At 34.4% G+C, this 23,962-nt stretch carries 16 protein-coding genes; 8 read left to right on the plus strand and 8 right to left on the minus strand.

The window, feature by feature from the left end; genetic code table 11:
- Positions 1 to 156: 156 nt before the first annotated feature.
- Together Q0910_RS25835 and aspS are read right to left on the minus strand one after the other, a co-directional pair.
- Complete coding sequence (locus Q0910_RS25835) at positions 157 to 1,941, minus strand: chloride channel protein (protein WP_299223088.1); 1,785 nt, start codon at positions 1,939 to 1,941, stop codon at positions 157 to 159.
- 67 nt (positions 1,942 to 2,008) lie between these two features.
- Positions 2,009 to 3,757: an aspartate--tRNA ligase gene (aspS, locus tag Q0910_RS25840; protein ID WP_299223090.1), complete on the minus strand. Its 1,749-nt coding sequence runs from the start codon at positions 3,755 to 3,757 to the stop codon at positions 2,009 to 2,011.
- 245 nt (positions 3,758 to 4,002) lie between these two features.
- Here aspS and Q0910_RS25845 point away from each other — a divergent pair, with 245 nt between their 5' ends.
- Both Q0910_RS25845 and Q0910_RS25850 read left to right on the plus strand, forming a co-directional pair.
- Positions 4,003 to 6,975, plus strand: coding sequence for a SusC/RagA family TonB-linked outer membrane protein (locus Q0910_RS25845; protein ID WP_299223092.1), 2,973 nt, complete (start codon positions 4,003 to 4,005; stop codon positions 6,973 to 6,975).
- Positions 6,976 to 6,994: 19 nt separating this feature from the next.
- The gene (locus Q0910_RS25850) at positions 6,995 to 8,374 is read left to right on the plus strand and encodes a RagB/SusD family nutrient uptake outer membrane protein (RefSeq protein ID WP_299223094.1); all 1,380 of its coding nucleotides are present in this window, start codon (positions 6,995 to 6,997) and stop codon (positions 8,372 to 8,374) included.
- A gap of 75 nt (positions 8,375 to 8,449) precedes the next feature.
- Here the strand turns inward: Q0910_RS25850 and Q0910_RS25855 are convergent, their stop codons facing one another.
- From Q0910_RS25855 to Q0910_RS25870, 4 genes are read right to left on the minus strand one after another with little or no spacing between them, the layout of a single operon-like run.
- On the minus strand, positions 8,450 to 11,950 hold the full coding sequence (locus Q0910_RS25855; protein ID WP_299223096.1) for an efflux RND transporter permease subunit: 3,501 nt from the start codon (positions 11,948 to 11,950) through the stop codon (positions 8,450 to 8,452).
- Between the two features lie 5 nt (positions 11,951 to 11,955).
- On the minus strand, positions 11,956 to 13,122 hold the full coding sequence (locus Q0910_RS25860) for an efflux RND transporter periplasmic adaptor subunit (protein WP_299223098.1): 1,167 nt from the start codon (positions 13,120 to 13,122) through the stop codon (positions 11,956 to 11,958).
- 9 nt (positions 13,123 to 13,131) lie between these two features.
- Positions 13,132 to 14,496, minus strand: coding sequence for a TolC family protein (locus Q0910_RS25865; RefSeq protein ID WP_299223100.1), 1,365 nt, complete (start codon positions 14,494 to 14,496; stop codon positions 13,132 to 13,134).
- A gap of 3 nt (positions 14,497 to 14,499) precedes the next feature.
- On the minus strand, positions 14,500 to 15,099 hold the full coding sequence (locus Q0910_RS25870) for a TetR/AcrR family transcriptional regulator (protein WP_299223102.1): 600 nt from the start codon (positions 15,097 to 15,099) through the stop codon (positions 14,500 to 14,502).
- A 183-nt stretch (positions 15,100 to 15,282) separates the two neighbouring features.
- Between Q0910_RS25870 and Q0910_RS25875 the strand changes: the two genes are divergently transcribed.
- The 3 genes from Q0910_RS25875 to Q0910_RS25885 are packed head-to-tail and all read left to right on the plus strand — an operon-like array spanning position 15,283 to position 17,248.
- The gene (locus Q0910_RS25875; RefSeq protein WP_299223104.1) at positions 15,283 to 16,257 is read left to right on the plus strand and encodes a polyprenyl synthetase family protein; all 975 of its coding nucleotides are present in this window, start codon (positions 15,283 to 15,285) and stop codon (positions 16,255 to 16,257) included.
- A complete protein-coding gene (locus tag Q0910_RS25880) occupies positions 16,250 to 16,606 on the plus strand; it encodes a hypothetical protein (protein WP_299223106.1) in 357 nt (118 codons plus the stop codon). The genes Q0910_RS25875 and Q0910_RS25880 overlap by 8 nt, the downstream gene beginning before the upstream one ends.
- Before the next feature lie 15 nt (positions 16,607 to 16,621).
- Positions 16,622 to 17,248: a hypothetical protein gene (locus Q0910_RS25885; RefSeq protein ID WP_299223108.1), complete on the plus strand. Its 627-nt coding sequence runs from the start codon at positions 16,622 to 16,624 to the stop codon at positions 17,246 to 17,248.
- A gap of 13 nt (positions 17,249 to 17,261) precedes the next feature.
- On the opposite strand, the gene Q0910_RS25890 is transcribed toward Q0910_RS25885, so the two are convergent.
- Positions 17,262 to 17,633 (minus strand): hypothetical protein, encoded by a 372-nt coding sequence (locus Q0910_RS25890; protein ID WP_299223111.1) that lies wholly within the window; start codon positions 17,631 to 17,633, stop codon positions 17,262 to 17,264.
- Positions 17,634 to 17,774: 141 nt separating this feature from the next.
- Complete coding sequence (locus Q0910_RS25895) at positions 17,775 to 18,296, minus strand: alpha-ketoglutarate decarboxylase (RefSeq protein ID WP_299223113.1); 522 nt, start codon at positions 18,294 to 18,296, stop codon at positions 17,775 to 17,777.
- Positions 18,297 to 18,410: 114 nt separating this feature from the next.
- On the opposite strand from Q0910_RS25895, the gene Q0910_RS25900 reads away from it, so the two are divergent.
- The 3 genes from Q0910_RS25900 (at position 18,411) to lpxD (ending at position 23,794) form a co-directional block, all read left to right on the plus strand.
- Entirely contained in the window at positions 18,411 to 21,191 is a 2,781-nt protein-coding gene (locus Q0910_RS25900) for a 2-oxoglutarate dehydrogenase E1 component (protein WP_299223115.1), read from the plus strand.
- 52 nt (positions 21,192 to 21,243) lie between these two features.
- Positions 21,244 to 22,458 carry a 2-oxoglutarate dehydrogenase complex dihydrolipoyllysine-residue succinyltransferase gene (odhB, locus tag Q0910_RS25905; RefSeq protein WP_299223117.1) on the plus strand — a complete coding sequence of 405 codons (1,215 nt, stop codon included), beginning with the start codon at positions 21,244 to 21,246 and terminating at the stop codon, positions 22,456 to 22,458.
- Between the two features lie 346 nt (positions 22,459 to 22,804).
- Positions 22,805 to 23,794, plus strand: a complete 990-nt coding sequence (gene lpxD / locus Q0910_RS25910) for a UDP-3-O-(3-hydroxymyristoyl)glucosamine N-acyltransferase (protein WP_299223119.1) — start codon at positions 22,805 to 22,807, stop codon at positions 23,792 to 23,794.
- Positions 23,795 to 23,962 lie beyond the last annotated feature (168 nt).

Here is a 23,962-nt window from a genome sequence, read left to right on the forward strand (position 1 = left end):
TTGTAGAAAATTAGGCATCCCAAGGTTGAATAGCTTTAAAATTATTTTCAATTGACAAGCTATTCGTTAAACCCTCTAACATTCCTAATCTATAAGTGTTTTTTAGTTTAGTTAATATGCTCTAAAGAGGTAAGATAATAATATATGAACAACCAATTATCTTGTAAAATTAATCAGCTTTCTTCTGTAAGCAGTTAATAATTTGGATTTAGAGATAAAACCGTGATATTTTCCATCTTTAATGACGGGTAAGTTCCAGGCTCCGGTATCCTGAAATTTACGCATAGCAATTTTAGGATCATCATCTTCATAAATAATTGCCGTAACTACCTGTGTCATTACCATTTCGACAGTAGTTTTATGATATAGAGAAATGTCAAACATAATATCTCTTATATCATCGAGTGTAACGATTCCTATCAAGATATTTGATTCATCAATAACAGGGAATAAGTTTCTATTAGATTTAGCAACTGCTTCACTTAGTAAGTGTTTCAGCGTATGTTCGGGGTTTACAGGGATGAAATTAGTCTCTATACAGTCATCTAATTTCATAAGGGTAAGCACAGTCTGATCTTTGTCGTGAGTCAGTAAATATCCTTGCTCTGCTAGTTCTCGAGTATAAATATTATGTTCAAGTCTATTTTTGGAAATAATAAAGGATATCGCTGTTGTGATCATTAGTGGCACAAACAGTTCATAACTGGAAGTAATTTCTGCAATCAGAAATATCGAAGTAAGAGGTGCATGTAATACACCAGCAATTAATCCAGCCATTCCTAATAAGGTAAAGTTGGCTTCAGATACTTGAAACCCCATACCTAGATTATTTATTATTTTAGAAACCACATTGCCTAAAGCACTACCCATAACCATCGTAGGGATTATAATTCCTCCTGATCCTCCCGCGGCAAAGGTAGCCGTCATCGCAATAGCTTTGAATATTGTAATTCCTGTTAATAATGCTATGGTCATCCAAATACTACTAGTCATATCATCAAAAGGAGTATTTCCAATTGCAGCTAGGTGGTTTCCATTAAGAAGATCATTGATAAAGCCTAAACCTTCACCATAAAGTGGAGGGATAAAGTATAGCATAACTCCAATAGCAACCCCACCAATTAGTAAGCGGTGAATTTTTTTAGGAAAGCGATCAAAAAAATGCAGAATCCCAAAATACATTTTGGTAAAATAAATGGAAGCAATAGCTGTTCCAATTCCCAGAATTATATAAAAAGGAGTATCATAAATGTCAAACTTTTCTATGACATTAAAACTAAACAGTACTTCATCTCCAAGAAAGAAATAGGAAGTAATAATCGAAGATACTGAAGCAAATAATAGTGGTAACAACGAAGCTAAAGTTAAATCAAGACTAAATACTTCTACCGCAAAAACCAAACCGGCTAAAGGAGATTTAAATACAGCAGAGATAGCACCTGCTGCTGCACAACCAATTAATAAAAATCGGGTTTTACTGTCTAATTTAAATAGCGAACTAATATTTGAACTCAAAGTTGAACCTGAGCCTACTGCGGGTCCTAATAATCCAACAGAACCTCCAAAACCAACAGTTATTGGAGCGAGAAGAAGTGGCAAGTATCCGCTCAATGGTTTTATCTTCCCATCTTTTTTGGAAAGAGAATATAAAATCAACGGAATGGCTGATTTAACATCCTTTTTGATTATAAATTTAGTAACCACATATACAATAAGAAGTCCAATTATAGGAATGACAAAATAGAACGATGTTTGCCAAGAGATAATATCACTTTCTAGAACTACCTGGATTAAATGGGTGATGTTCTTTAGCAGAAGAGATATGAGGCCAGCACAGAATCCAACAAGTATGCTAAGTATAAGGACAAAGTTTTTATTAGAAATGTGACGATATCGCCAAATCAAAAACCTATGAAGTAGTGTCTTTTTTTTAGTTGGCATTGTATAGGTTAGTCTTGGTTCAGACTAAAGGTAACAAAAAATCCCGCTTTTGGCGGGATGTTTTGTTTTATAAATCTAGTTGAATATGTAATTCCTTAAGCTGTTCCTTGTCAATATTAGCAGGAGCGTCTATCATTACATCTCGCCCACTATTGTTTTTAGGGAATGCGATAAAATCTCGTATAGTTTCCTGACCTCCAAGAATGGCGACTAATCGATCAAACCCAAATGCAATTCCTCCATGTGGAGGAGCGCCATATTGAAATGCATCCATCAAGAAACCAAATTGTTCTTTTGCCTCTTCCGGAGTAAATCCTAAATGATCAAACATTAGAGCTTGAGTTTCTTTATCATGAATACGAATGGATCCACCTCCTATTTCATTACCGTTTAATACTAAATCATATGCATTAGCTCTTACATCGCCGGGTTTAGAGTCTAAAAGAGGAATGTCTTCTGGTTTTGGAGAAGTAAAAGGGTGGTGCATCGCGTGATAACGCTCTGTATCCTCATCCCATTCTAATAATGGAAAATCTACTACCCATAATGGAGCAAACTCTTCTGGATTCCTTAAGCCTAGTCGCTCAGCAAGTTCCATTCTCAAAGCACTTAACTGTCCTCTAACTTTATTTGCTTGTCCAGAAAGCACACAAATAAGATCTCCAGCTTTTGCACCAGTAGTTTCTGCCCATTTTGAGAGATCTTCCTGATCATAGAACTTATCTACGGATGATTTAAAGCTTCCATCTTCATTACATTTTACATATACCATTCCAAGTGCTCCCACTTGTGGACGTTTTACCCAATCAATAAGCTTATCGATCTCTTTTCTTGTGTATGAAGCACCGCCAGGAACGGCAATTCCAACTACCAATTCAGCATCGTTAAAAACCTTAAATTCTTTATGTTGAGAGACTTCATTAAGTTCTCCGAATTTCATGCCGAAACGAATATCTGGTTTGTCATTACCATACGTACGCATAGCGTCGTCATAGGTCATTCTTGGGAAATCGCTAATTTCCTGACCTTTTATATCCTTAATCAAATGACGAGTAAATCCTTCAAAAATATTCAAAATATCTTCTTGTTCTACAAAAGCCATTTCGCAGTCAATCTGTGTGAATTCCGGTTGTCTGTCTGCTCTAAGATCTTCATCTCTAAAACATTTTACAATCTGGAAATACTTGTCCATTCCACCAACCATTAGCAGCTGTTTAAATGTCTGAGGAGATTGAGGTAACGCGTAGAATTGACCTTCATTCATACGAGAAGGTACTACAAAATCACGTGCTCCTTCGGGAGTTGATTTGATAAGATATGGTGTTTCTACTTCGATAAATCCCTCTTCAGATAGATAGTTACGAACTTTCATCGCTACCTGATGACGAAACATTAAGCTATTTTTCACAGGATTTCGTCTAATATCCAGATATCGATATTTCATTCTGATATCTTCACCACCATCGGTTTCATCTTCTATGGTAAATGGAGGAACCAGAGCTCCATTAAGAACTTGTAATTCTGTAACTAAAATCTCAATATCGCCTGTTAGCATATTTGGATTTTTAGATTCACGTTCAATAACAGTTCCTTTAACCTGTATTACAAACTCGCGACCCAGAGTTTTGGCCTTTTCTACAACATCAGCGGGTGTACGTTCTTCATCAAAAATTAATTGTGTAATACCATATCGATCTCTTAGATCTACCCAAATCATAAAACCCTTATCTCGTGCTTTTTGCACCCATCCCGATAAGGTTACTTCTTTATTAATATCTGAGGTGCGTAATTCACCACAAGAATGACTTCTATACATAGCTAGTTGTTAAGGCTGCAAAAATAAGAAGTTTAATATTAAATGTATGGAGTTTTTGCGAAAATGAAGATGTAAAGTAAAAATGAATTGACTATTAAAACAACTATGGTTTTACTATAGTTTTGTTATGGTTTAAACTTATATTAATTTGAAAATCAGCTAGTTCTGGACTAACATATGTTAGCTTTAACTTTTTTTTGTAAGAATGTTTTAATAGATTTAGCCAAACTTATAAACAAATCATTATGAAAAAAAAATCACAAATTAGCAAGGGGCTTTTGCTATTCTTGTTTTTCTTTCCGGTTGTGTTACTAGCACAAGAGACAATTACAGGGAAGGTAATCAATGAAAGTACCGGAGAAGGGGTCTCTTTTATCAACATCGTAGAAGACGGCACCAATAATGGAACTTCCAGTGATATTGATGGTAGTTTTTCACTTACTGTCAATAATTTTCCAGTAACACTACGGGTGTTTTCTATCGGATTTACAACTAAAATGGTTAATGTTGATAGTGCAGGGCCTATTACAATCCAGGTGGAAGAATCATTAGAAGCATTGGATGAAATAGTTGTAACTGGATTGGCAACTTCTGTAAAAAGAAGTAACTCCGCTAATGCAGTAGCATCGGTATCTGCTGAAGAATTAGCTGGTTTAACTCCACCTCAGACTTTAGATGGTGCTTTAGCGGGTAAATTTGCAGGTGCTTTGATAACAAAGAGTTCTGGTGCTCCAGGAGGAGGTATATCTGTTAAGTTGAGAGGGGTAACTTCTATTAATGGTAATTCTCAACCTTTATATATTGTAGATGGAGTATATGTGAATAATAATAGTATCTCAGGAGCTGGTTTAAATGCAGTTTCTGGTGCAGCTTCTGGAGGAAATGCTTCTAGTCAGGATAATCCGTCTAACAGAATTGCGGATATCAATCCTGATGATATTGAAAGTGTAGAAGTATTAAAAGGAGCATCTGCGGCTGCAATTTATGGAGCCAGAGCAGCAGCTGGGGTAATAATTATTACCACTAAAAAAGGAAAAAGAGGGAAAACTAAGGTTTCTTTTTCACAAGATTTTGGATTTAACGTAATTCTTAACCCTTTAGGGCAAAGAAATTTCACAGAGGCAACTGCAGAAACATCATTTGGTGCAGGAAATGGGGCATTATTTATTGCTGCTAGGGATAATGGAACACTCATTGACTATGAGGACGAGATTTATGGAGAAGAAGGTTTTATCTCCAATAGTAGCGTTAATATATCTGGAGGATCTGATAATACTCTGTTCTATGCTGCTTTTTCTAATAATGAAGAAGATGGAATTGTTGATAATACAGGATACAACAGAAAATCTATTCGTTTTAATTTAGATCATGATTTTTTAGATAAAAGAGCTAAACTTACCTTGACGAGTAACTATGTCGATTCTCAGTCAGATAGAGGTTTTTTTAATAACGATAATACAGGAACTACTATTGGAGTTTCGTTGACATCTACACCACCTTGGGCACAATTATTTCCAGATGCTAATGGAAATTATCCTGATAACATATATGGTTCTTCAAACCCACTACAGACAAGGGATTTAATTACGAATAGAGAAGATGTAAATAGATTTATTGTTGGGGGTACATTAGACGTTAAATTATTTGAAAATGATAACTCTAACTTAAAGTTGATTTTAAGAGGAGGGGTTGATTATTATGAATTAATAACAACAGCAATTTTTCCTGAAACATTACAGTTTCAAAGACCAGACCAAGGAGGTTTAAACGGAGTTAGTGCTTTGGGAACTACAGAAAATAAAGATGCTAATTATTCTGCCTTCTTAGTTCATAACTATACGACTAGTAGTGATCTTAACTTTAGAACACAGGCAGGTATCACAAAACAAACATTTTCTAGGAATACGGTTAGAAATGTGACAAGTGATTTAATAGCAGCCCAAACCAATTTGGATCAGGGAGCAAATGTTAGTGTAACTCAATTTAGATTGGAACAAGAAGACGTTGGTTTCTTTGTTCAGGAAGAGTTAAATTATCAAGACAAAATTATTGGGACAATTGGTGTAAGAGGAGATCAATCAAGTAATAATGGCGATGCTAATGAATTGTTTTATTATCCAAAAGCTTCTGCCGCTATAAATTTACACAAATTTGATTTTTGGAAAGTTCCTGTTTTAAATCAGTTTAAGATTAGAGCAGCGTATGGTGAAGCTGGAAATTTTGCTCCTAATGGTGCTTTATTTACTGCATACACTAATTCACTAATTGATGGAAATGTAGGGATAATTGTTCCACTTACTCTTGGTGATCCGGATATTTCTCCAGAAAAGCAAAAGGAATTAGAGGTAGGTTTTGATGCTAGCTTTTTGGATAGCAGGGTTAATCTTGAGTTCTCATATTATAATAAATCAGTAGACGATTTGATTCTTCAAGCAAACGCAGAACCATCTTCTGGTTTTACAACTAGATTTACAAATGCCGGTAATTTAGAAAACAGAGGTATTGAGATAGCTTTGAATGCAAATGTTTTGCAAAACGAAGATTTCGATTGGAGTACTAATTTATTGTTTTTTACGAATACTTCAGAAATTACAAAATTAGAAGTCGCTCCTTTTAACTTAGGAGGTTTTGGAACAGGTCTTGGTACTTTTAGAATTGAAGAGGGGAGAAGTGCTACACAAATTGTTGGTAACAATGCTGATGGAGATTTAGTAGTTTTAGGGGATGCTGAACCTGATTTTCAAATGACTTGGACAAATAATTTGCGATATAAGGATTTTACACTATCGTTTCTATGGCACTGGAAAAAAGGAGGAGATAATGTCAATCTTACTAGTTTGTTAACCGATTTTGGAGGAACCAGTGTTGATTATGATGATTTTGATTTCGATCCTAACGTTGCTAATGGAGATTTTAGAGTTGCTGCATTCTTTGCAGGAAATGCAACCCCTTTTGTAGAGGACGCCTCTTATCTAAGATTAAGAGAAATAGGATTATATTATAATTTCCCAAGCAAAGTAAGAGAAAAAATTTTTAGAGGATATGTTTCAAATTTAAAAATCGGTTTTTCTGGAAATAACTTGATTAATATTTTTGATTACAATAGTTATGATCCAGAGGTTTCTAATTTCGGATCCAACGGATTATCGACAGGAGTGGAAGTTACACCATTTCCATCTGCTAAACGTTACTTACTTCATCTAGCAGTTGATTTTTAAACCAAAAATTATAAGAAAAATGAAAATATTTAGAAATATATTTATAATGATGCTGTCTTCGATAACTATTCTATCCTGCGATATCGAAGATGCAACTAATTTAAATGGACCTACGACTGATTCAGTATCTTCTGATCTGTCAAGAGCTGAATTAATACAAACTATATCTGGAGTGCTTTCTGATATGAGAACTCGATTAGGTACTCAAGTGGATGCTCAATCCGTTGCAGGGAGAGATTATTGGAGAGTGCAGAGTTCTGATCCTAGATGGACTGCTGATTTATTAACAGGTACAGTAGACAATAATACATTTTATACTACTGCACCTTATTCTTCGAGGTATGCCACAATTAAAGGGGTTAATTTAATTTTGGAAGGGTTGGCAAATACTTCGGCAGATTTTACAACCGAAGAAATCGCTGCAACTAAAGGTTTTGCAAATACAATAATGGCGCATGAGTTTTTAATGTTATTGAATCAGCAATTTCAAAACGGTATAAGAATTGACGTTTCAGATCCTAATAATTTGGGCCCATTTGTAAGTTATGATGAGGGATTAACAGCTGTATTTAACATGTTAACGTCTGCGGCTACTGATTTATCTAATGGTGGAACCGAGTTTCCTTTTACAGTACCTTCTGGATTTGATGGTATAGAAGGTGCTTCTGGGATTCCTGATATGCCTGAAAATGATGTAGTATCACCTGCTGATTTTATAACATTTACTAATGCAATAGCAGCGAGAGTAGAGGCATATAGAGGTAATTATGCTTCCGTGAACACCCTACTACAGAATTCTTTTATGGACATGGGAGGAGATTTATCCGCAGGTGCTTATTTTACTTTTTCACTAACGGGTGCGGATATTGCTAACCCTTTGTTTTTTGCTTTGAATTCTACGATTGCGAATGCAAGATTAGCTCATCCATCTTTTATTGCAGATGCGGAAGCAGGAGATACTAGACTTAGTAAGGTCGTTCTTAGGGATAGTGCTTTAGAAGTAAACGGACCGGATGGAGTTTCTAATTCCTCAGATGATCTAATCGGAGAATATGATGTATTCATTTATGAAAGCAATGTAGATCAAGTTTCAATTATAAGAAATGAAGAATTAATTTTGTTATCTGCTGAGGCAAATCATATAACGAATCCGGCAGCAGCAGTGGCCGCAATTGATGTGATTAGAACATCAGCGGGACTACCTGCTTATAGTGGGGGTACTTCTCCTTCAGAATTAGTAGATGAGATTCTTATTCAAAGACGATATTCTTTATATGCAGAGGGACATCGATGGGTAGATGTTAGAAGGTTTGATAGATTAGGTGATTTACCTATTGACAGACCTGGTGATGCTGTTTTTGAGCAGTTTCCAACACCTGATAATGAGAATCGTAATTGATCAAACAAAAGATTTTTTAAAAGAAACGCCGCTAATTAGCGGCGTTTTTAATTCTATGATTTAAAAGTAAAAGATTTAAACAGTTGCTGTAACTGGAGTTTCAGATTTTATAGTTTTTTTACTACTAAATCTTACTTTTACTTTATGGACTATAAAGAATAGACAAGGCACGATGATTAAGGTTAGGAATGTTGCGATAATCAAACCATAAATAACAGCCCAAGCTAATGGTCCCCAAAAAATTACGTTGTCACCTCCAATATAAATCTTAGGGTCAAATTCAGTAAATAGCGAGAAGAAATCGACATTAAATCCTACGGCCAAAGGAATCAATCCTAATACTGTAGTTATAGCTGTTAATATTACAGGCCTAAGACGTGCTCGACCTCCTTGAACTATCAATTTTCTAACTTCGTCATTTGGGAGTAGTTCATTCTCATCAAGATCGAGTTCTACTTTTTTACGGTCAATAAGCAATTGTGTATAATCTAATAATACTACTCCATTGTTTACCACAATTCCGGCTAATGAAATGATTCCCATCATCGTCATCATAATTACGAAGGCCGCTCCGGTAATTAAAATACCACCAAATACACCTATAAAACTAAGGAAAATGGCAATCATAATGATCGTTGGTTTAGATATTGAGCTAAATTGAAAGATCAGTAATAACATAATTAACCCCAATCCGGAGAAAAATGCACCCATTAAAAATGACATTTGTTTATTTTGCTCTTCTATCTGACCGGTATAATCTATTTTAACACCTCTTGGCAATTCCTTAAAACTAGCCATTTCTGTTTGTATTTGAGCTACTATAGCTCCTGCATCCGTGTATCCTGGTTGTAAGCCTGAATATACAGTCACCACTCGTTTGGTATCTTTATGTTTAACCGCACTAAACGACGAGGTGTTTTTTTGAGACGCAACAGCAGAAACAGGGATCTCTTTTATTTTACCTGAAGCTTGGTCTCTAAACGTGATATTTTGATTAAATAATGCACTGGTGTTATATCGATTGTTTTCATCAAAACGAACATAAATATCATAATCTTCACCTTCCTTTTTGTAAACTCCTGCTTTCTCTCCAAAAATAGAACGACGTAATTGATTACCTACTTGACCCGCAGCCACACCTAGCTCACCTGCTTTTTCTCGATCTACTACAACCTGCATAGCTGGCTTTCCTTTATTAACATCAATTTTTAGCTCTTCAATACCAGGAATATTTTTTTCATTGATGAAATTTCGCATCTGCTCGGCTATAGTTATTAATTCATCATAATCCGATCCTTCGATTTCTATATTAATAGGATATCCAGCTGGTGGCCCAACAGCATCCTTTTCTACCGATATTGCTACACCAGGATAAATTCCTTTTAATGCATCTTGTACTTTTTGTCGGAGTATTTCAGAATCTTTTCCATTTCTGAATTTATATTCTCTCATCGCGGCAATGATCTTAGCACGATGTGGCATTTCTGCACTGCTACCTCCATCTGTCAAAGGATTTCCGGCACCTTCTCCTACTTGTGATACCGCAGCTTCCACCAAGAAATTATAATCTTCACCTTCTACATATTCTTCGTCATTTATGACAGCATATACACGGTTTTCAATTTCTTTGGTAATTTTATTAGTTTTTTCAATATCCGTTCCTTGGGGATATTCGACATAAACAATAATTTGATTAGGTTTATTATCAGGGAAAAATTCGATTTTAGTACGTTGACTTGCTACAGATGCTCCAAACATTCCGAATACAATAAATAATAAAAGGAAAGTTCCAGCTATAAATGCGTAGGTACGCCATCCTCTTAAAGCGAAGGTTAAAAATCTTTGATAGCTGTTTTCTAACCATGTTAAGATTCTTTTTTGGAAGAAAAGAGCCGATTTTTTTAGCGCAAAACGATACACCCAAAACATAATCGCAGTAAAAATCATTAATGTCCCCAAACCTCTGACAACACCTCCGAAAATCAAGATAAAGATTCCAAATCCGCCAAGTATAATACTTATTCTGATGAGTTGTTTTACTGTTAATACTTTTTCTCCGATCTCCATAAATCGGGATACTAACATAGAATTAATAAAAATTGCCACGAACAAAGAGGATCCCAAAACAACCGAAAGTGTAATTGGGAAGTAGATCATAAATTGTCCCATTACACCTGGCCACATACCCAGAGGTACAAAAGCGGCAACAGTAGTTGCGGTAGAAATAATAATAGGATATGCTATTTCTCCGATTCCTTTTTTTGCTGCTTCAATTCTGGACAGACCTTCTTCTTCCATCAATCGATATACATTTTCAACCACTACGATACCATTATCTACGAGCATTCCTAGTCCCATAATTAATGCAAATAGAATCATAGTATTCATAGTATATCCTAGTAAGGATAAGATCATAAAGGACATAAACATCGACATTGGGATTGCAAATCCAACAAATAATGCATTTCTAAACCCTAAAAAGAATTGTAATACTCCTACTACCAATATAATCCCAAAAATAATATTGTTTACAAGGTCATCTACCTGATTAATCGTTTTGGAAGACTGATCATTAGCAATACTAATATTTAAGTCTGTTGGAAATATATTTTCTTTAGCATCTTCAACAATAAGATTAATCTTTTCTGCAGCTTCCACCATGTTTTTACCAGAACGTTTTTTAACCTCTAGCATCACCACATTATCGCCAAATTCTCTGGCGTACGTAGTTTTGTCTTCTTCTTTAAAAGTTACTTTAGCAATATCTCGCAAGTAGACTGCACCGTTCTGAGATTTTACAACAAAATTGTCAAGTTCTAATGGCTGATCAATTTCTCCTAGGATTCTAATGGTTCTTCGTTGACCACTACTAATCATATTACCGGCGGACATGGTAACATTACCATTTCGGATCGTATTAATAACATCATCGAAACTTACTTTTGCGGCCATCATTTTATAGATGTCCACCGCAACTTCAACTTCTTTTTCCTGAGCACCCCTGATGTCAACACCTTTAATTTCCTTTAGATCTTCAATTTCATCTTCTAGATATTCTCCAAATAATTTTAACCTATCCACTGGGTAATCTCCTGTTATATTGATGTTCATTATCGGAGTTTCTTCAGAGATACTTAGATCAAAAACATTAGGTTCTACCTTTGCTCCGTTAAATGTAGGCCAATCTTCGTTTGCAGTTTCAGAATCTACTTCGTCTTTGACTTTTTGCTTGGCTTGTGGTACCGTAAGATCTTCATCAAATTCTACAGTAATAATACCGTAATCTTCTTGCGAAGTAGATACTATTTCTACAACATTACTTACATTTTTTAGTTTATCCTCTAAAGGATCAATAATCAGTCTTTCTATATCTTCCGCCGTGTTTCCTGGGTAAGGAACACTAATATAAATTTTGGTTTCATTGATCTCAGGAAAATTCTCTCTAGGCATTGAGAAATACGCTGATAATCCTAAAACTAGAAAGATACCAATCATTACATAGATGGTGGTCGGATTGTCTATCGCCCAAGACGATAATCTAAATTCCTTATCTACTTTTTTCTTACTGACTTCCATAGGATTTAGTTTATGATTTCTACTTTTTGACCATCTTTAACACTTCTCGCACCTTCGCTTATGATAGCATCTCCGCTATTAATCCCATCTAGAATTTCGATTAAGTCACCTTGGGTTTTACCGGTTTTTACGATAACTCTTTTGGCTTCAGCAATATTATTAGCATCCTTACCAGAAGTAATATAGGTATACTGATCTCCTTCAGAGTTTTCTGAAATGATACTTTGTGGGATCAAAATAGCTTTTTCACTGGTGTAATCATTAATTTTTACCTTGGCAGTGAGATTAGGTTTAATAGTTCCATTTTTATTAGGTATCGCAACTTCCACTGTAAAAGAACGGTTATTAGGATTGATGTAATTTCCTACCTGACGAATTTTAGTGTCTATTGTTTTTCCTAAAACAGGAAAGTGTACTTTAGCTTCTTTTCCTTTAACGATATTGGCAATATAATTTTCAGGAACTTCTGTCTCTATATACATTTCATCCAGATTAACAATACGAATCAATTCAGTCTGGCCAGGAGCCACTACACTTCCTTGCTCGGCAATTACATCATCCACGATTCCAGAAAATGGTGCGCTTACAGTAGCTTTTGCTAGCTGTCGTTTCATTTGTTCAACTCCATTTTTTGTGGATTCGTAACTTGTTTTAGCTTGTAGATACTGAATTTCAGATCCTATTTTTTGTTCCCATAGTTTTTTCTGACGTTCAAAAGTAGTTTTTGCTAATGCAGCTTGAACTTCCATTTGCGCTACTTGTTGGCTAAGACCACCATCATCAATTCTTGCTAATGCCTGACCTTTAGAAACACGTTGTCCTTCTTTTACAAAAACTCGTACCAACGTTCCTGAAGTTTCAGGGTATAGGACAATATTCTTTTTAGTTTCTACGCTTCCTTGTAACTCCAGATAATGAGTAAATAAAGTATCCTTAGCGGTAATCGTAGTTACCAGTGGAAGTTTTTTGATAGTATCTAAAGATGCAATGGCTACATCTAATTGCTTTAATTTATCAGCAACGGCTTGCTGTTCTGCAACAACTTCACTTCTTTTAGCTCTAATTGCCGTCAAATCACCTTTTTCGATGACTTTTTCTATAGATTTTCCGCCTTCTTGCCCACAAGAAACGATAAGAAGAAATACAGATAATATGATAAGTATCTTTTTCATGGGTATATTTTAGTTATTTGGTGTGTTTAAAATTGATTCCAGTTTAGCTTTGTTGTTTATGATCATCAGCATTGCCTGGAGTACTTCTTGCTGTACGCTGTATAACTGTAATTGAGCTTGTCTTAATTCAAAACTGGAAGCCAATCCTTCAGTGTATTTGATTTGATTTTTGTTTTCTATTCTTTCTGCTAGCAAAAGGTTTTGTTTAGAAGTTTCATAAGTTTCCAAAGAAAGTTGATAATCGCTTAGTGTACTGTTATATTGAAGTTGAATCTGTTGTTGCGCCTCTACAAAAGATGTGTTTGCTTGTTCAAAAGCGATTTTGGCTCTTTGTGTTTTTGCACTTCTTCCTAATGAACTAAAAATCGGAATGTCAAGACTGACTCCCAAAACAGAGGATTGAAACCATCTGGTTTCACTTTCAAAAAAAACAAAATCATTATCGAAAGCAGCCGTTCCATAATTTACAAAAGCAGATAATTTGGGTAGAGCTTTACTTTTTTCTAGCTTTAGTTCCAATCTTCTTTGTTCTGTTAGTAAATAACCTAATCTATAATCAATGTTGTTTTCGATCATAAAAGGTTTATTTCCTATTGATTGGTCTACATTTTTAACAGTTAGGCTATCTAAGTTGTCAGATAAGATAGTATTAGAGTCAACATCTACACCAATAGTAAGATTAAACATTTGTAATGCTATTTTAGCTAATCTTTCGGAATTCTTTAATTGATTGGTGATTTGTAACAATGTAATTTGTAATTGTTCTACATCTTCTTCTTCTGCCAAACCATTTTCGAAAATCTTTTTTCTCTCTTCATAGTTTTTCTCTAAAGCAGCTTTGTTATTTTGAAGAATCTTTACACTTTCTTCAGAAACCAAAACACTTCCGTAGGCATTAATAACACTTTCGCGAACATTAAGTTGTGCCTTTTCCTGAGAATTGTTACTGTATTGTAAAAAACTTTTAGCAGCTTCTAAACCTACAAGATAGGATCCATCAAAAAGGAGTTGCGATAGTGTAGCAGTTGCAGAGGCTTGTTGCTGAGGTGTAAAAAATTCTTGAAATTGACCATCAATTGGTTGACCAGTTGATTGATCCACCTCAGGGAATAAAATCGGTTGTTGTTTTAATTGGTTTTGATAATCAATCACTGCACTAATTTGTGGTAGACCGGTTGCCGTGGTTTCCCATTTTTGTTTTAAAGCTTTAGCCACATCACGCCTGGCGTTGATCGACTGATAACTATTCTCTAGTGCAAATTCAATAGCTTCATCCAGTGTAAATGAATATTGAGAGGAAACCGGAGTTTCCTGTGCAAAACCAAATACTGTGAATAGGCTAAAGAAACATAAAGACCAAAGGTTGTTTCTCATAATTTATTGTTCTTTTATTAGCTTGTTTAAAATTTCTAATCCTTTTTCTGTGGCGATACCACGTACATGGTACTCGAGGTAATCAGCCATTAATTTTGATACAGGGAAAATTTGTCTTGGAAACATTTCCTGATCTTTTATCCCAACCATTCCCATAAAATAGAGTCTTGATATAATTTCGATATCAATATTATCTCTAAAAACTCCTTTTTTAATGCCTCTTTCTAGGTTTTCGATAACACATTCTTGCATCGCCTCGAACTGTTTTACTTTAAGGTTGTTATGTATTTTTGGATAATATTTTTGAAGCTGGTATTGGGGAGATGTTTTCTCATCCTTCAAGTGATACATCACGAATGCTTTGATTGCATATAATTCTTCAATAGGTTCTTTACTTTCTTCTAAAATAGCATCTATGCCGTCACTAATTGTACAAAAAAGATGGTCAGTAGTAGCTTCTACTAATTTTGTTTTATTCTGAAAATGTGCATAAATAGTTTTTTTAGAAATACCCATTTCTGAAGCAAGATCATCCATAGTAACACTTTTGAAACCAAAGTTCAAAAACATATCATTTGCTTTTTCAATTATTTTTTCCTTCATCTAGGGGTAATTTTATTTTGGCAAATATATGTTAGGAAACTTTAAAAACATTAAAAGTTTCCTAAGTTTCACAATTTTTTAACACTGACTTAATATGTTGTTTATTAAACCAATAGAGTTGAAGTTCGTTTTTAGCATATATCAATTGAAAAGATTCGTTTACTTTAGCATAAAAAATTTACAGTGCATACCATTTCAGATTATCAAGGATATTTTTTAGAATACCTATCAAGAAATACGATACAGAAAGAGCCAAAAAACCTTTATGAACCCATCTCATATATTCTAAATCTTGGAGGAAAAAGACTTAGGCCAACATTGGTATTAATGACTTCTGAGATTTTTGGAGGTTCATACCAGAAAGCGCTTGATGCGGCTTTGGCGATAGAAGTTTTTCATAACTTTTCTTTGATACATGATGATATTATGGATGATGCTCCATTACGAAGAGGCAAGGAAACAGTACATGAAAAATGGGATATTAACACAGGTATTCTTTCAGGAGATGCCATGTTGATTAATGCGTACCAGCTTTTCGAAAACTATAATGGAGATACGTTTAAAGAATTAGCTAAATTATTCACTAAAACTGCTATAGAAGTATGCGAAGGGCAACAGTATGATATTGATTTTGAAACCAGAGACGATGTCACCATTCCAGAATATCTAAAAATGATTGAATATAAAACTGCAGTATTAGTGGCTGCTGCTATGCAGATGGGTGCAATCATAGCTAATGCTTCTGAAACTTGTAAATCGGCAATTTATGATTTTGGAAGGCTGTTGGGGCTTGCATTTCAATTGCAAGATGACTACCTAGATGCTTTTGGTGACCCTGCTACATTTGGCAAACAAGTTGGTGGAGATATTATCGAAAACAAAAAGACTTTTCTGTATCTTAAAGCAATTGAAGATGCAGATAGTAGTGTGAAGAGGCAATTAGAAGGTTTGTTTTCTTTAAACCCTGAAAATCCATCAGAGAAGATTCAAGCTGTTAAAGGTATTTTTGAAACTACTGGAGCTAAAGAAAAAACAAGATTGGAAATCGAAAAGTATACAAATAAGGCTTTCGAAGTTTTAGATGATTTGTCTATTTCAGAGGATAAAAAGAAGATTTTGCAGGCTTTTGGAGAACAATTAATGAATAGAAGTGTCTAAACACCCTAATATTGTATTGATTGAGCAGTTGATGGAGCAGGTTTCTGAATCTGATCTATATCCTCAATTAATTTTACAACTTCAGAAGGATCTTAATCGAGCCGGAATTGATTATGAAGTAAACAAGAATTCAACTTTTAAAGAACTTTTTTTAGAGATTGAACAATTGCTTTTAGAAAAAATAAACAATGCGTTTAACGATTTTTTAAATTTATTATATGCTGTTGATGTTTCTGAAAGAGATATAAAAAATTGTGATTCTGAAGAAAGTATTACTGTTGGACGATATGCCACATATCTGATTTTAAAAAGAGAATGGCAAAAAATATACTATAGAAATATATTGTGAAAATTTATTAAATCTATGAAGATTTGTAGTGGTATTTTATTTTTGTTCATATTAAACGTTGGCTATTGTCAGGAGGTTTTTGATAAGACCAATGAGGTATATGAGGCTTTCTTAGGGAGAATAACTGACAAGGATACCCTAATAAAAAACAGGACCAAGTATTATAAATGTTCTGAAGACTTATCAGGAAGAATAGAATTTTATTATCAAAACGAAGGGTTAAGATTAATGACTCATATTTATAAACAGGGTTTTGGTAACGAAACATTTTTAGAAAATTATTTTATTGAAAATGATACGCTGAGAATAAAGACTTCAGTTTCTGAAGAGATGTATATGAATACATTGTATAAAGAAAGTAGCCAAGGAATATCATCAACAAGTGTAGAGAAAGTGGTTGAGGTTACGGAGCAAAGAATGTTTTTCGAAAAAAATAACAGCAAAGTATGTTTCGAAAGGAAGCACGGAGAAAAACTCTCAGAGTGGGATCAAGAGTATTTCAGTACTCTTCCGTTTGGAAAAAGCAACTGTATTGAAGACGCTGAAGAAATACGTTATAAGTATAGATTACTCAGAAAAGCAGAAAAGAAATTAGTGAATTATTCTAATCGAAAACGTAGATGTATTTTTCACATTTGGTAGTTTGATCTAACTTTTAAAAGTCAGACACTTGGGTGTTCACTTTTTTGTTGTTCTTAGTTATTTTCACGGATTCAAATTTAAGATCAGTAGATCCTATAAAAGTTTTACCATTTCTTACGTTCATAAATTTCCAATGATATCCAGAATCTGTTAATGTTATTGGGGATATAGCAATAGAAGATATAGAAATACCAAGGTGTTTTTCTATAATAGTATTAATTTTGCCTTGTACCTTTGGGTCGTTTACTTCATTTAATCCTTTTTCTTCTTTTTTTACATAATAAGGATTGTTAGCGGGATCAAATTTTGTGGTTACCGTCTTTTTGTTACTAGAGCAAGATGACATTGCTATCCCAATCGATAGTATTAGAATATATTTTTTCATTGTATTTTGGGGTTTTAATCGTAAATAATACCTAAAAGTAGAGAAAATACAGTAAATCTGTAGTTATTCTCCTGTATATTAGATAACTGGTGTTTTTTTATAGATAAAAAACGCACTTTTGATGATGTTATTATGCTTTGTTTAAAAAAATACTCTTATAAAGGGTGCATATGCACTGGCATAAATACTTTTATCATCATCATACAAAATATCATAGCGAAGCCCCACACTTACAAATCCAACTCTGTAACCTGCTCCAATAAATAGAGCAGGATACCAATAATCATCATTAATATCTAGTCCTTCAATCTCAAAACTTCTACTAACTCCCATTTGCTCAAATTCTGCGGATAATTGTAATGAAGGAAAAGGATTATATAACGTGATCAGGCTAGCACCATAATTAGTAGCAGTAAAATTGCGTGAATCTGTATATCCAAAATTAAGTCCAAACCCCATACTGAATTGATTATTAAAATCATAGACTGCAGAAGGGGCTATAATGCCATTAAAAGTGTCTTTAGTAAATCCAATTCCTATATTTCCCCCAAATCTAACATGAGACCAAAAAGTATCATCTTGAGAATACCCATTTTGTAAGGAAAAGAAAATTAAGGAAACTAAGATCAAGAATCTGATTTTCTGAATAAGAAACACTTTCATTGTTAAATCTCTAAAAAAATGTTACAATAAATATATATAATTCGATACTCAATATACTGTAATTATTGTATTTTTGTGTTGTTTTATAATAAAAAGACGGTTGAATACTTACATATGGATAAATATTCATTTTTGAATGCGGCTAATACCGCATTTTTTGCAGATTTATATGATCAATATTTGCAAAACCCAGATAGCGTAGAACCTAGTTGGAGAGCATTTTTTCAAGGATTTGATTTTGGATTAGAAAGTGCAGATGACTCCGGGGAAACCATTTATATAGAGAAAGACTCACAGGGTACAGTTACCGTTCCCGAGAATGTCCAAAAAGAGTTTCAGGTAGTACGTCTTATTGATGCCTACAGAACTCGTGGACATTTATTCACCAAAACAAACCCAGTAAGAGAACGAAGAAAATATCATCCTTCTCTGGCCTTAGAAAACTTTGGATTAAGTCAAGGTGATCTTAATACAGTATTTAATGCTGGAGAGATTATCGCATTGGGGCCGGATACGTTAAGCAATATTATTGTTCATCTAGAACAAATATATTGTGATGCAATTGGGATTGAGTATATGTATATTCGTAATCCTGAAGAGAGAGAATGGATACAATCTCGTATAAATTTCAATACCAATAGAACTAAGTTTTCTGCAGATCAGAAAAAACATATTCTTAAAAAATTGAATCAAGCAGTTTCTTTTGAAAGTTTTTTACATACTAAATATGTTGGTCAAAAACGCTTTTCTCTAGAAGGAGGAGAGTCATTAATTCCTGCTTTGGATGCTTTAGTAGAGAAAGCTGCAGATATGGGAGTTAAGGAATTTGTTATGGGAATGGCACATCGTGGTCGTTTAAGTACACTGACTAATATTTTTGGAAAAAGTCCTAAAGATATCTTTAGCGAGTTTGATGGTAAAGATTATGAGGAAGCAGTTTTTGATGGAGATGTGAAATATCATTTAGGATGGACTTCTAAACGTGAAACCGATTCTGGTAAGGCAATTAATATGAACATTGCTCCAAACCCATCACATTTAGAAACCGTTGGTGCAGTTGTAGAAGGTATAGCCAGAGCAAAACAAGATAAACATTATAAGGATAATATATCACAAGTTTTACCTATTGTAGTTCATGGTGATGCCGCTATTGCAGGACAAGGATTGGTATATGAAATTGTGCAGATGGCGCAATTGGATGGATACAAAACAGGAGGTACTATTCATATTGTCGTAAATAACCAAATAGGATTTACTACTAACTACCTAGATGCGCGTTCATCTACCTATTGTACGGATGTTGGTAAGGTGACATTATCGCCAGTACTTCACGTAAATGCGGATGATGCTGAAGCTGTAGTACACGCAACTAATTTTGCATTAGATTTCAGAATGAATTTTGGGCGTGATGTGTTTATTGATCTTTTAGGATATAGAAAATATGGTCATAATGAAGGTGATGAACCTCGTTTTACCCAACCAAAATTATATAAAGCAATAGCCAAGCATAATAATCCAAGAGATATCTATGCAGAAAAGTTGATTTCGGAAGAAATCATCAATAAAGATTACGTAAAACAACTTGAAAAAGAATATAAGGCATCTCTAGAAGAAGAATTAGAGGATTCTCGTAAGCAAGAGAAGACAGTGATCACGCCATTTATGAAAGATGAATGGGATGGGTTTACTCGAGTTCAGGAGGATGAAATGATGGCAGTTGTGGATACTACATATTCTAAAGAAGGCCTTACTGAAATTGCAGAAGTAATAACTAATTTGCCAGAAGATAAAAAGTTCTTGCGCAAGATTGATAAAATTATAAAAGATCGTAATAAACGATTTTTTAAGACAGATCAATTAGATTGGGCGATGGGAGAATTACTTGCTTATGGATCTTTGCTTAAAGAAGGGTATGATGTCCGTATGAGCGGACAAGATGTAGAAAGAGGGACTTTTTCTCATAGACATGCGGTTATCAAAGTAGAGGATAGTGAAGAAGAGGTTGTCTTGCTTAATAACTTGAAAGGAGATCAAGGTGATTTCTATATTTATAATTCATTACTCTCAGAATATGGAGTAGTAGGTTTTGATTATGGATATGCTATGGCAAGTCCAAAAACTCTAATGATTTGGGAAGCTCAATTTGGAGACTTTAGTAATGGCGCCCAAATTATGATTGACCAATACATTTCTTCTGCAGAGGATAAATGGAAACTACAGAATGGACTGGTAATGCTATTACCGCATGGATATGAAGGCCAGGGAGCAGAACATTCTTCTGCAAGGATGGAACGTTATCTTCAGTTATGTGCAAAAGACAATATGTTCGTGGCAGATGTAACGACACCTGCTAATATGTTTCATTTGTTAAGAAGACAAATGAAAGCAAATTATCGTAAGCCTTTGGTGATTTTTACACCTAAGAGTTTATTAAGAAAAGATAATGTAGTGTCTACGGTAGAAGAATTCGCAAATGGAAGTTTCCAAACAGTTATAGATGATTCGGACGCCAAGGCAAAAGATACTAAAACATTGGTATTCTGTACAGGTAAGTTTTACTACGATTTGTTAGAAACGAAAGAAAAGTTAGAGCGAAAAGACGTAGCTTTAGTAAGATTAGAGCAATTGTTTCCACTTCCAGTAAAAGAAATGGATTCGTTGATCAAAAAATATAAAGCAGCCGATGTTGTTTGGGCGCAAGAAGAACCTCGTAATATGGGGGCACTTAGTCATATCTTGATGCATTATGATGATGCAAGTACATTTAGGTTTGCAAGTAGAAGACCTTATGGAGCACCAGCAGCAGGTAGTGCTACAAGATCTAAAAGAAGACATCAGGAAGTGATTGATTTTGTTTTTGACAAAGCAAAGGATAATCAAAAAAGAAAAAAGTAACTATAAATAGAAATATTTTCGCGAAAGCGATATAAAGTATAAACTTAGAATTATGGCTTTAGAAATGAAAGTCCCTTCTCCGGGAGAATCCATTACAGAAGTAGAAATAGCTCAATGGCTTGTAGAAGATGGTGATTATGTAGAAAAAGATCAGGCAATTGCAGAGGTAGATAGTGATAAAGCAACATTGGAACTTCCTGCAGAAGCTAGTGGTATTATAACACTAAAGGCAGAAGAGGGAGATGCCGTAGCTGTGGGTGAAGTTGTATGTCTTATTGATACAGATGCTGCTAAACCGGATGGCGATACTTCAGCACCAGCAAAAGAGGTTAAGAAAGAAGAGGCGCCTGCTCCTGCGGCACCAGTAACTCCAACTAAAACAGAAACATACGCGACAGGCACTGCTTCTCCAGCTGCGAAAAAAGTATTGGCAGAAAAAGGTATTGATGCTTCTCAGGTTAAAGGAACCGGACGTGATGGTCGTATTACCAAAGCAGATGCTGTAGACGCCACTCCATCGATGGGAACACCAGGACCTGGAAGTAGAGGAGAATCCCGTAAAAAACTATCAATGCTACGTCGTAAGGTGGCAGAAAGATTAGTTTCAGTTAAGAATGAAACAGCTATGTTAACCACTTTTAATGAAGTGGATATGCAGCCTATTTTTAACTTAAGAAAACAGTATAAAGAAGCTTTCAAAAGTAAGCATGGTGTTAGTCTAGGGTTTATGTCATTCTTTACATTGGCTTGTGTACGTGCATTAAAAATGTATCCTTCTGTAAATTCTATGATAGATGGTAAAGAGATGCTTTCTTTTGATTTTCAGGACATCAGTATTGCAGTTTCCGGACCAAAGGGATTAATGGTTCCTGTAATAAGAAATGCTGAAAACTTAAGTTTTAGAGGTGTCGAGTCTGAAGTAAAAAGATTGGCGATTAGAGCGCGCGAAGGACAGATTACTGTAGATGAAATGACTGGAGGAACTTTTACTATTACCAACGGTGGAGTTTTTGGTAGTATGTTATCTACACCAATCATTAATCCACCTCAGAGTGCTATTTTAGGGATGCATAATATTGTAGAAAGACCAATAGTAAGAGATGGACAAATTGTAGTAGCTCCTATTATGTACGTAGCACTATCTTATGATCACAGAATTATTGATGGTAAGGAATCTGTTGGATTTTTAGTAGCAGTAAAAGAAGCATTAGAAAATCCAGAAGAATTATTAATGGATAATAATATAGGCAAGGCACTAGAAATGTAATATTGTATTATTTAATATATTATGAAGACCTCAGTTCCCTTAGGAATTGAGGTTTTTTTATTTAAGGAAAGTTCTATTTTAAGAAATTAAATGATTTAATAAATGAGGTGTTTATTCTAAGTATTACTAATAATCTTTCTTTGTAATAAATTAAAGATTAGGAAAAATTAAAATTAAGGGTGTTTTTTTTTGTTTTAAAACGATTTTTGTTAAAAAATTAACTAAATTGATTTTTTTGTATTGTTTTAGTATTTCATTACTTTTTTAAAGCATTATTGTTTATTAGGGCTTTGTGAATTTCATAAAATGATAAATTAAGGAGTTCAATAACGCATAATAAAACATAATGATGTCATATACAATAGAAGAAATCAATACTATTTTACAAGGAAAGTTAATAGGTAGTACAAAGCAAAGAGTAACAGGGCTAGATCAATTAAAGAATGCAAAAAGTGACCAGATTACGTTTGTAAGAAGCATAAAATATGCGCGTTTATGGGATACATCTAATGCTTGTGTTGCTATTGTGAATGAAACTTTAGATATTGAACCTGGTCCGGATCGAGCATTTATTATGGTGAAGAATGCGGATTTTGCAATGTCTAAATTATTAGAAATATTTCGTCTTAAAGATCCAGTTTTTGATATTGATATTCACCCAACGGCAGTGATCGATAAATCTGTTATTGTAGGTGCTGGAAGTAAAATTGGTGCGGGTTGTTATGTGGGTAAAGATGTTGTTTTGGGAGATGGTGTTGTACTTTATCCTAATGTAACTGTTTTTGATGATTCTATAATAGGTAATAATACCATTATCTGGTCTGGTACAGTAATTAGAGAGCGTTCTAAAATTGGTAGCGATTGTATTTTTCATAATAATGTGAGTATTGGTGCAGATGGTTTTGGATATCTCCCTAGTGAAGATGGTCGTGGACTTATGAAAATACCTCATATTGGTAATGTTATCATAGGTAACGGAGTTGAAATTGGCGCTAATTCTTGTGTAGATCGTGCTAAGTTTAGTTCTACCATACTAGGGGATGGTTGTAAAATTGATAATTTAGTGCAAATAGGCCACAATTGTGTGTTAGGTCGTTTCTGTATTATGGCAGGGAGTAGTGGTTTGGCAGGTTCTGTTACCTTGGGTGATGGGGTTGTTATTGGTGGAAGTGCTTCTATAAAAGATCATACTACAATTCATTCTGGAGCTATAGTAGGAGCTGGGTCAGGTGTTATGAATGATGTTCCTGCGGGAAAAACCGTTTTGGGTTATCCAGCTTGTGATTCAAGAGAAATGCTTAAGCAATGGGTTACTTTGCGTAAGCTTTCGAAATAGTAATCTCTCTTTAAAATATAAAAGGCTCAAAACATATTTGTTTTGAGCCTTTTTAGTTATAATTTTGATAGTATTGTTTTCTATAGCCCAGGCTTAAGAAGGGTGCGTTACAATTTCTTCTATAGTTACATCTAGTGTCGGCGGTAGCTCACTATAAAAATCATTCTA

Source organism: uncultured Aquimarina sp. (assembly GCF_947495315.1).
In the GTDB taxonomy this organism is placed as follows: domain Bacteria; phylum Bacteroidota; class Bacteroidia; order Flavobacteriales; family Flavobacteriaceae; genus Aquimarina.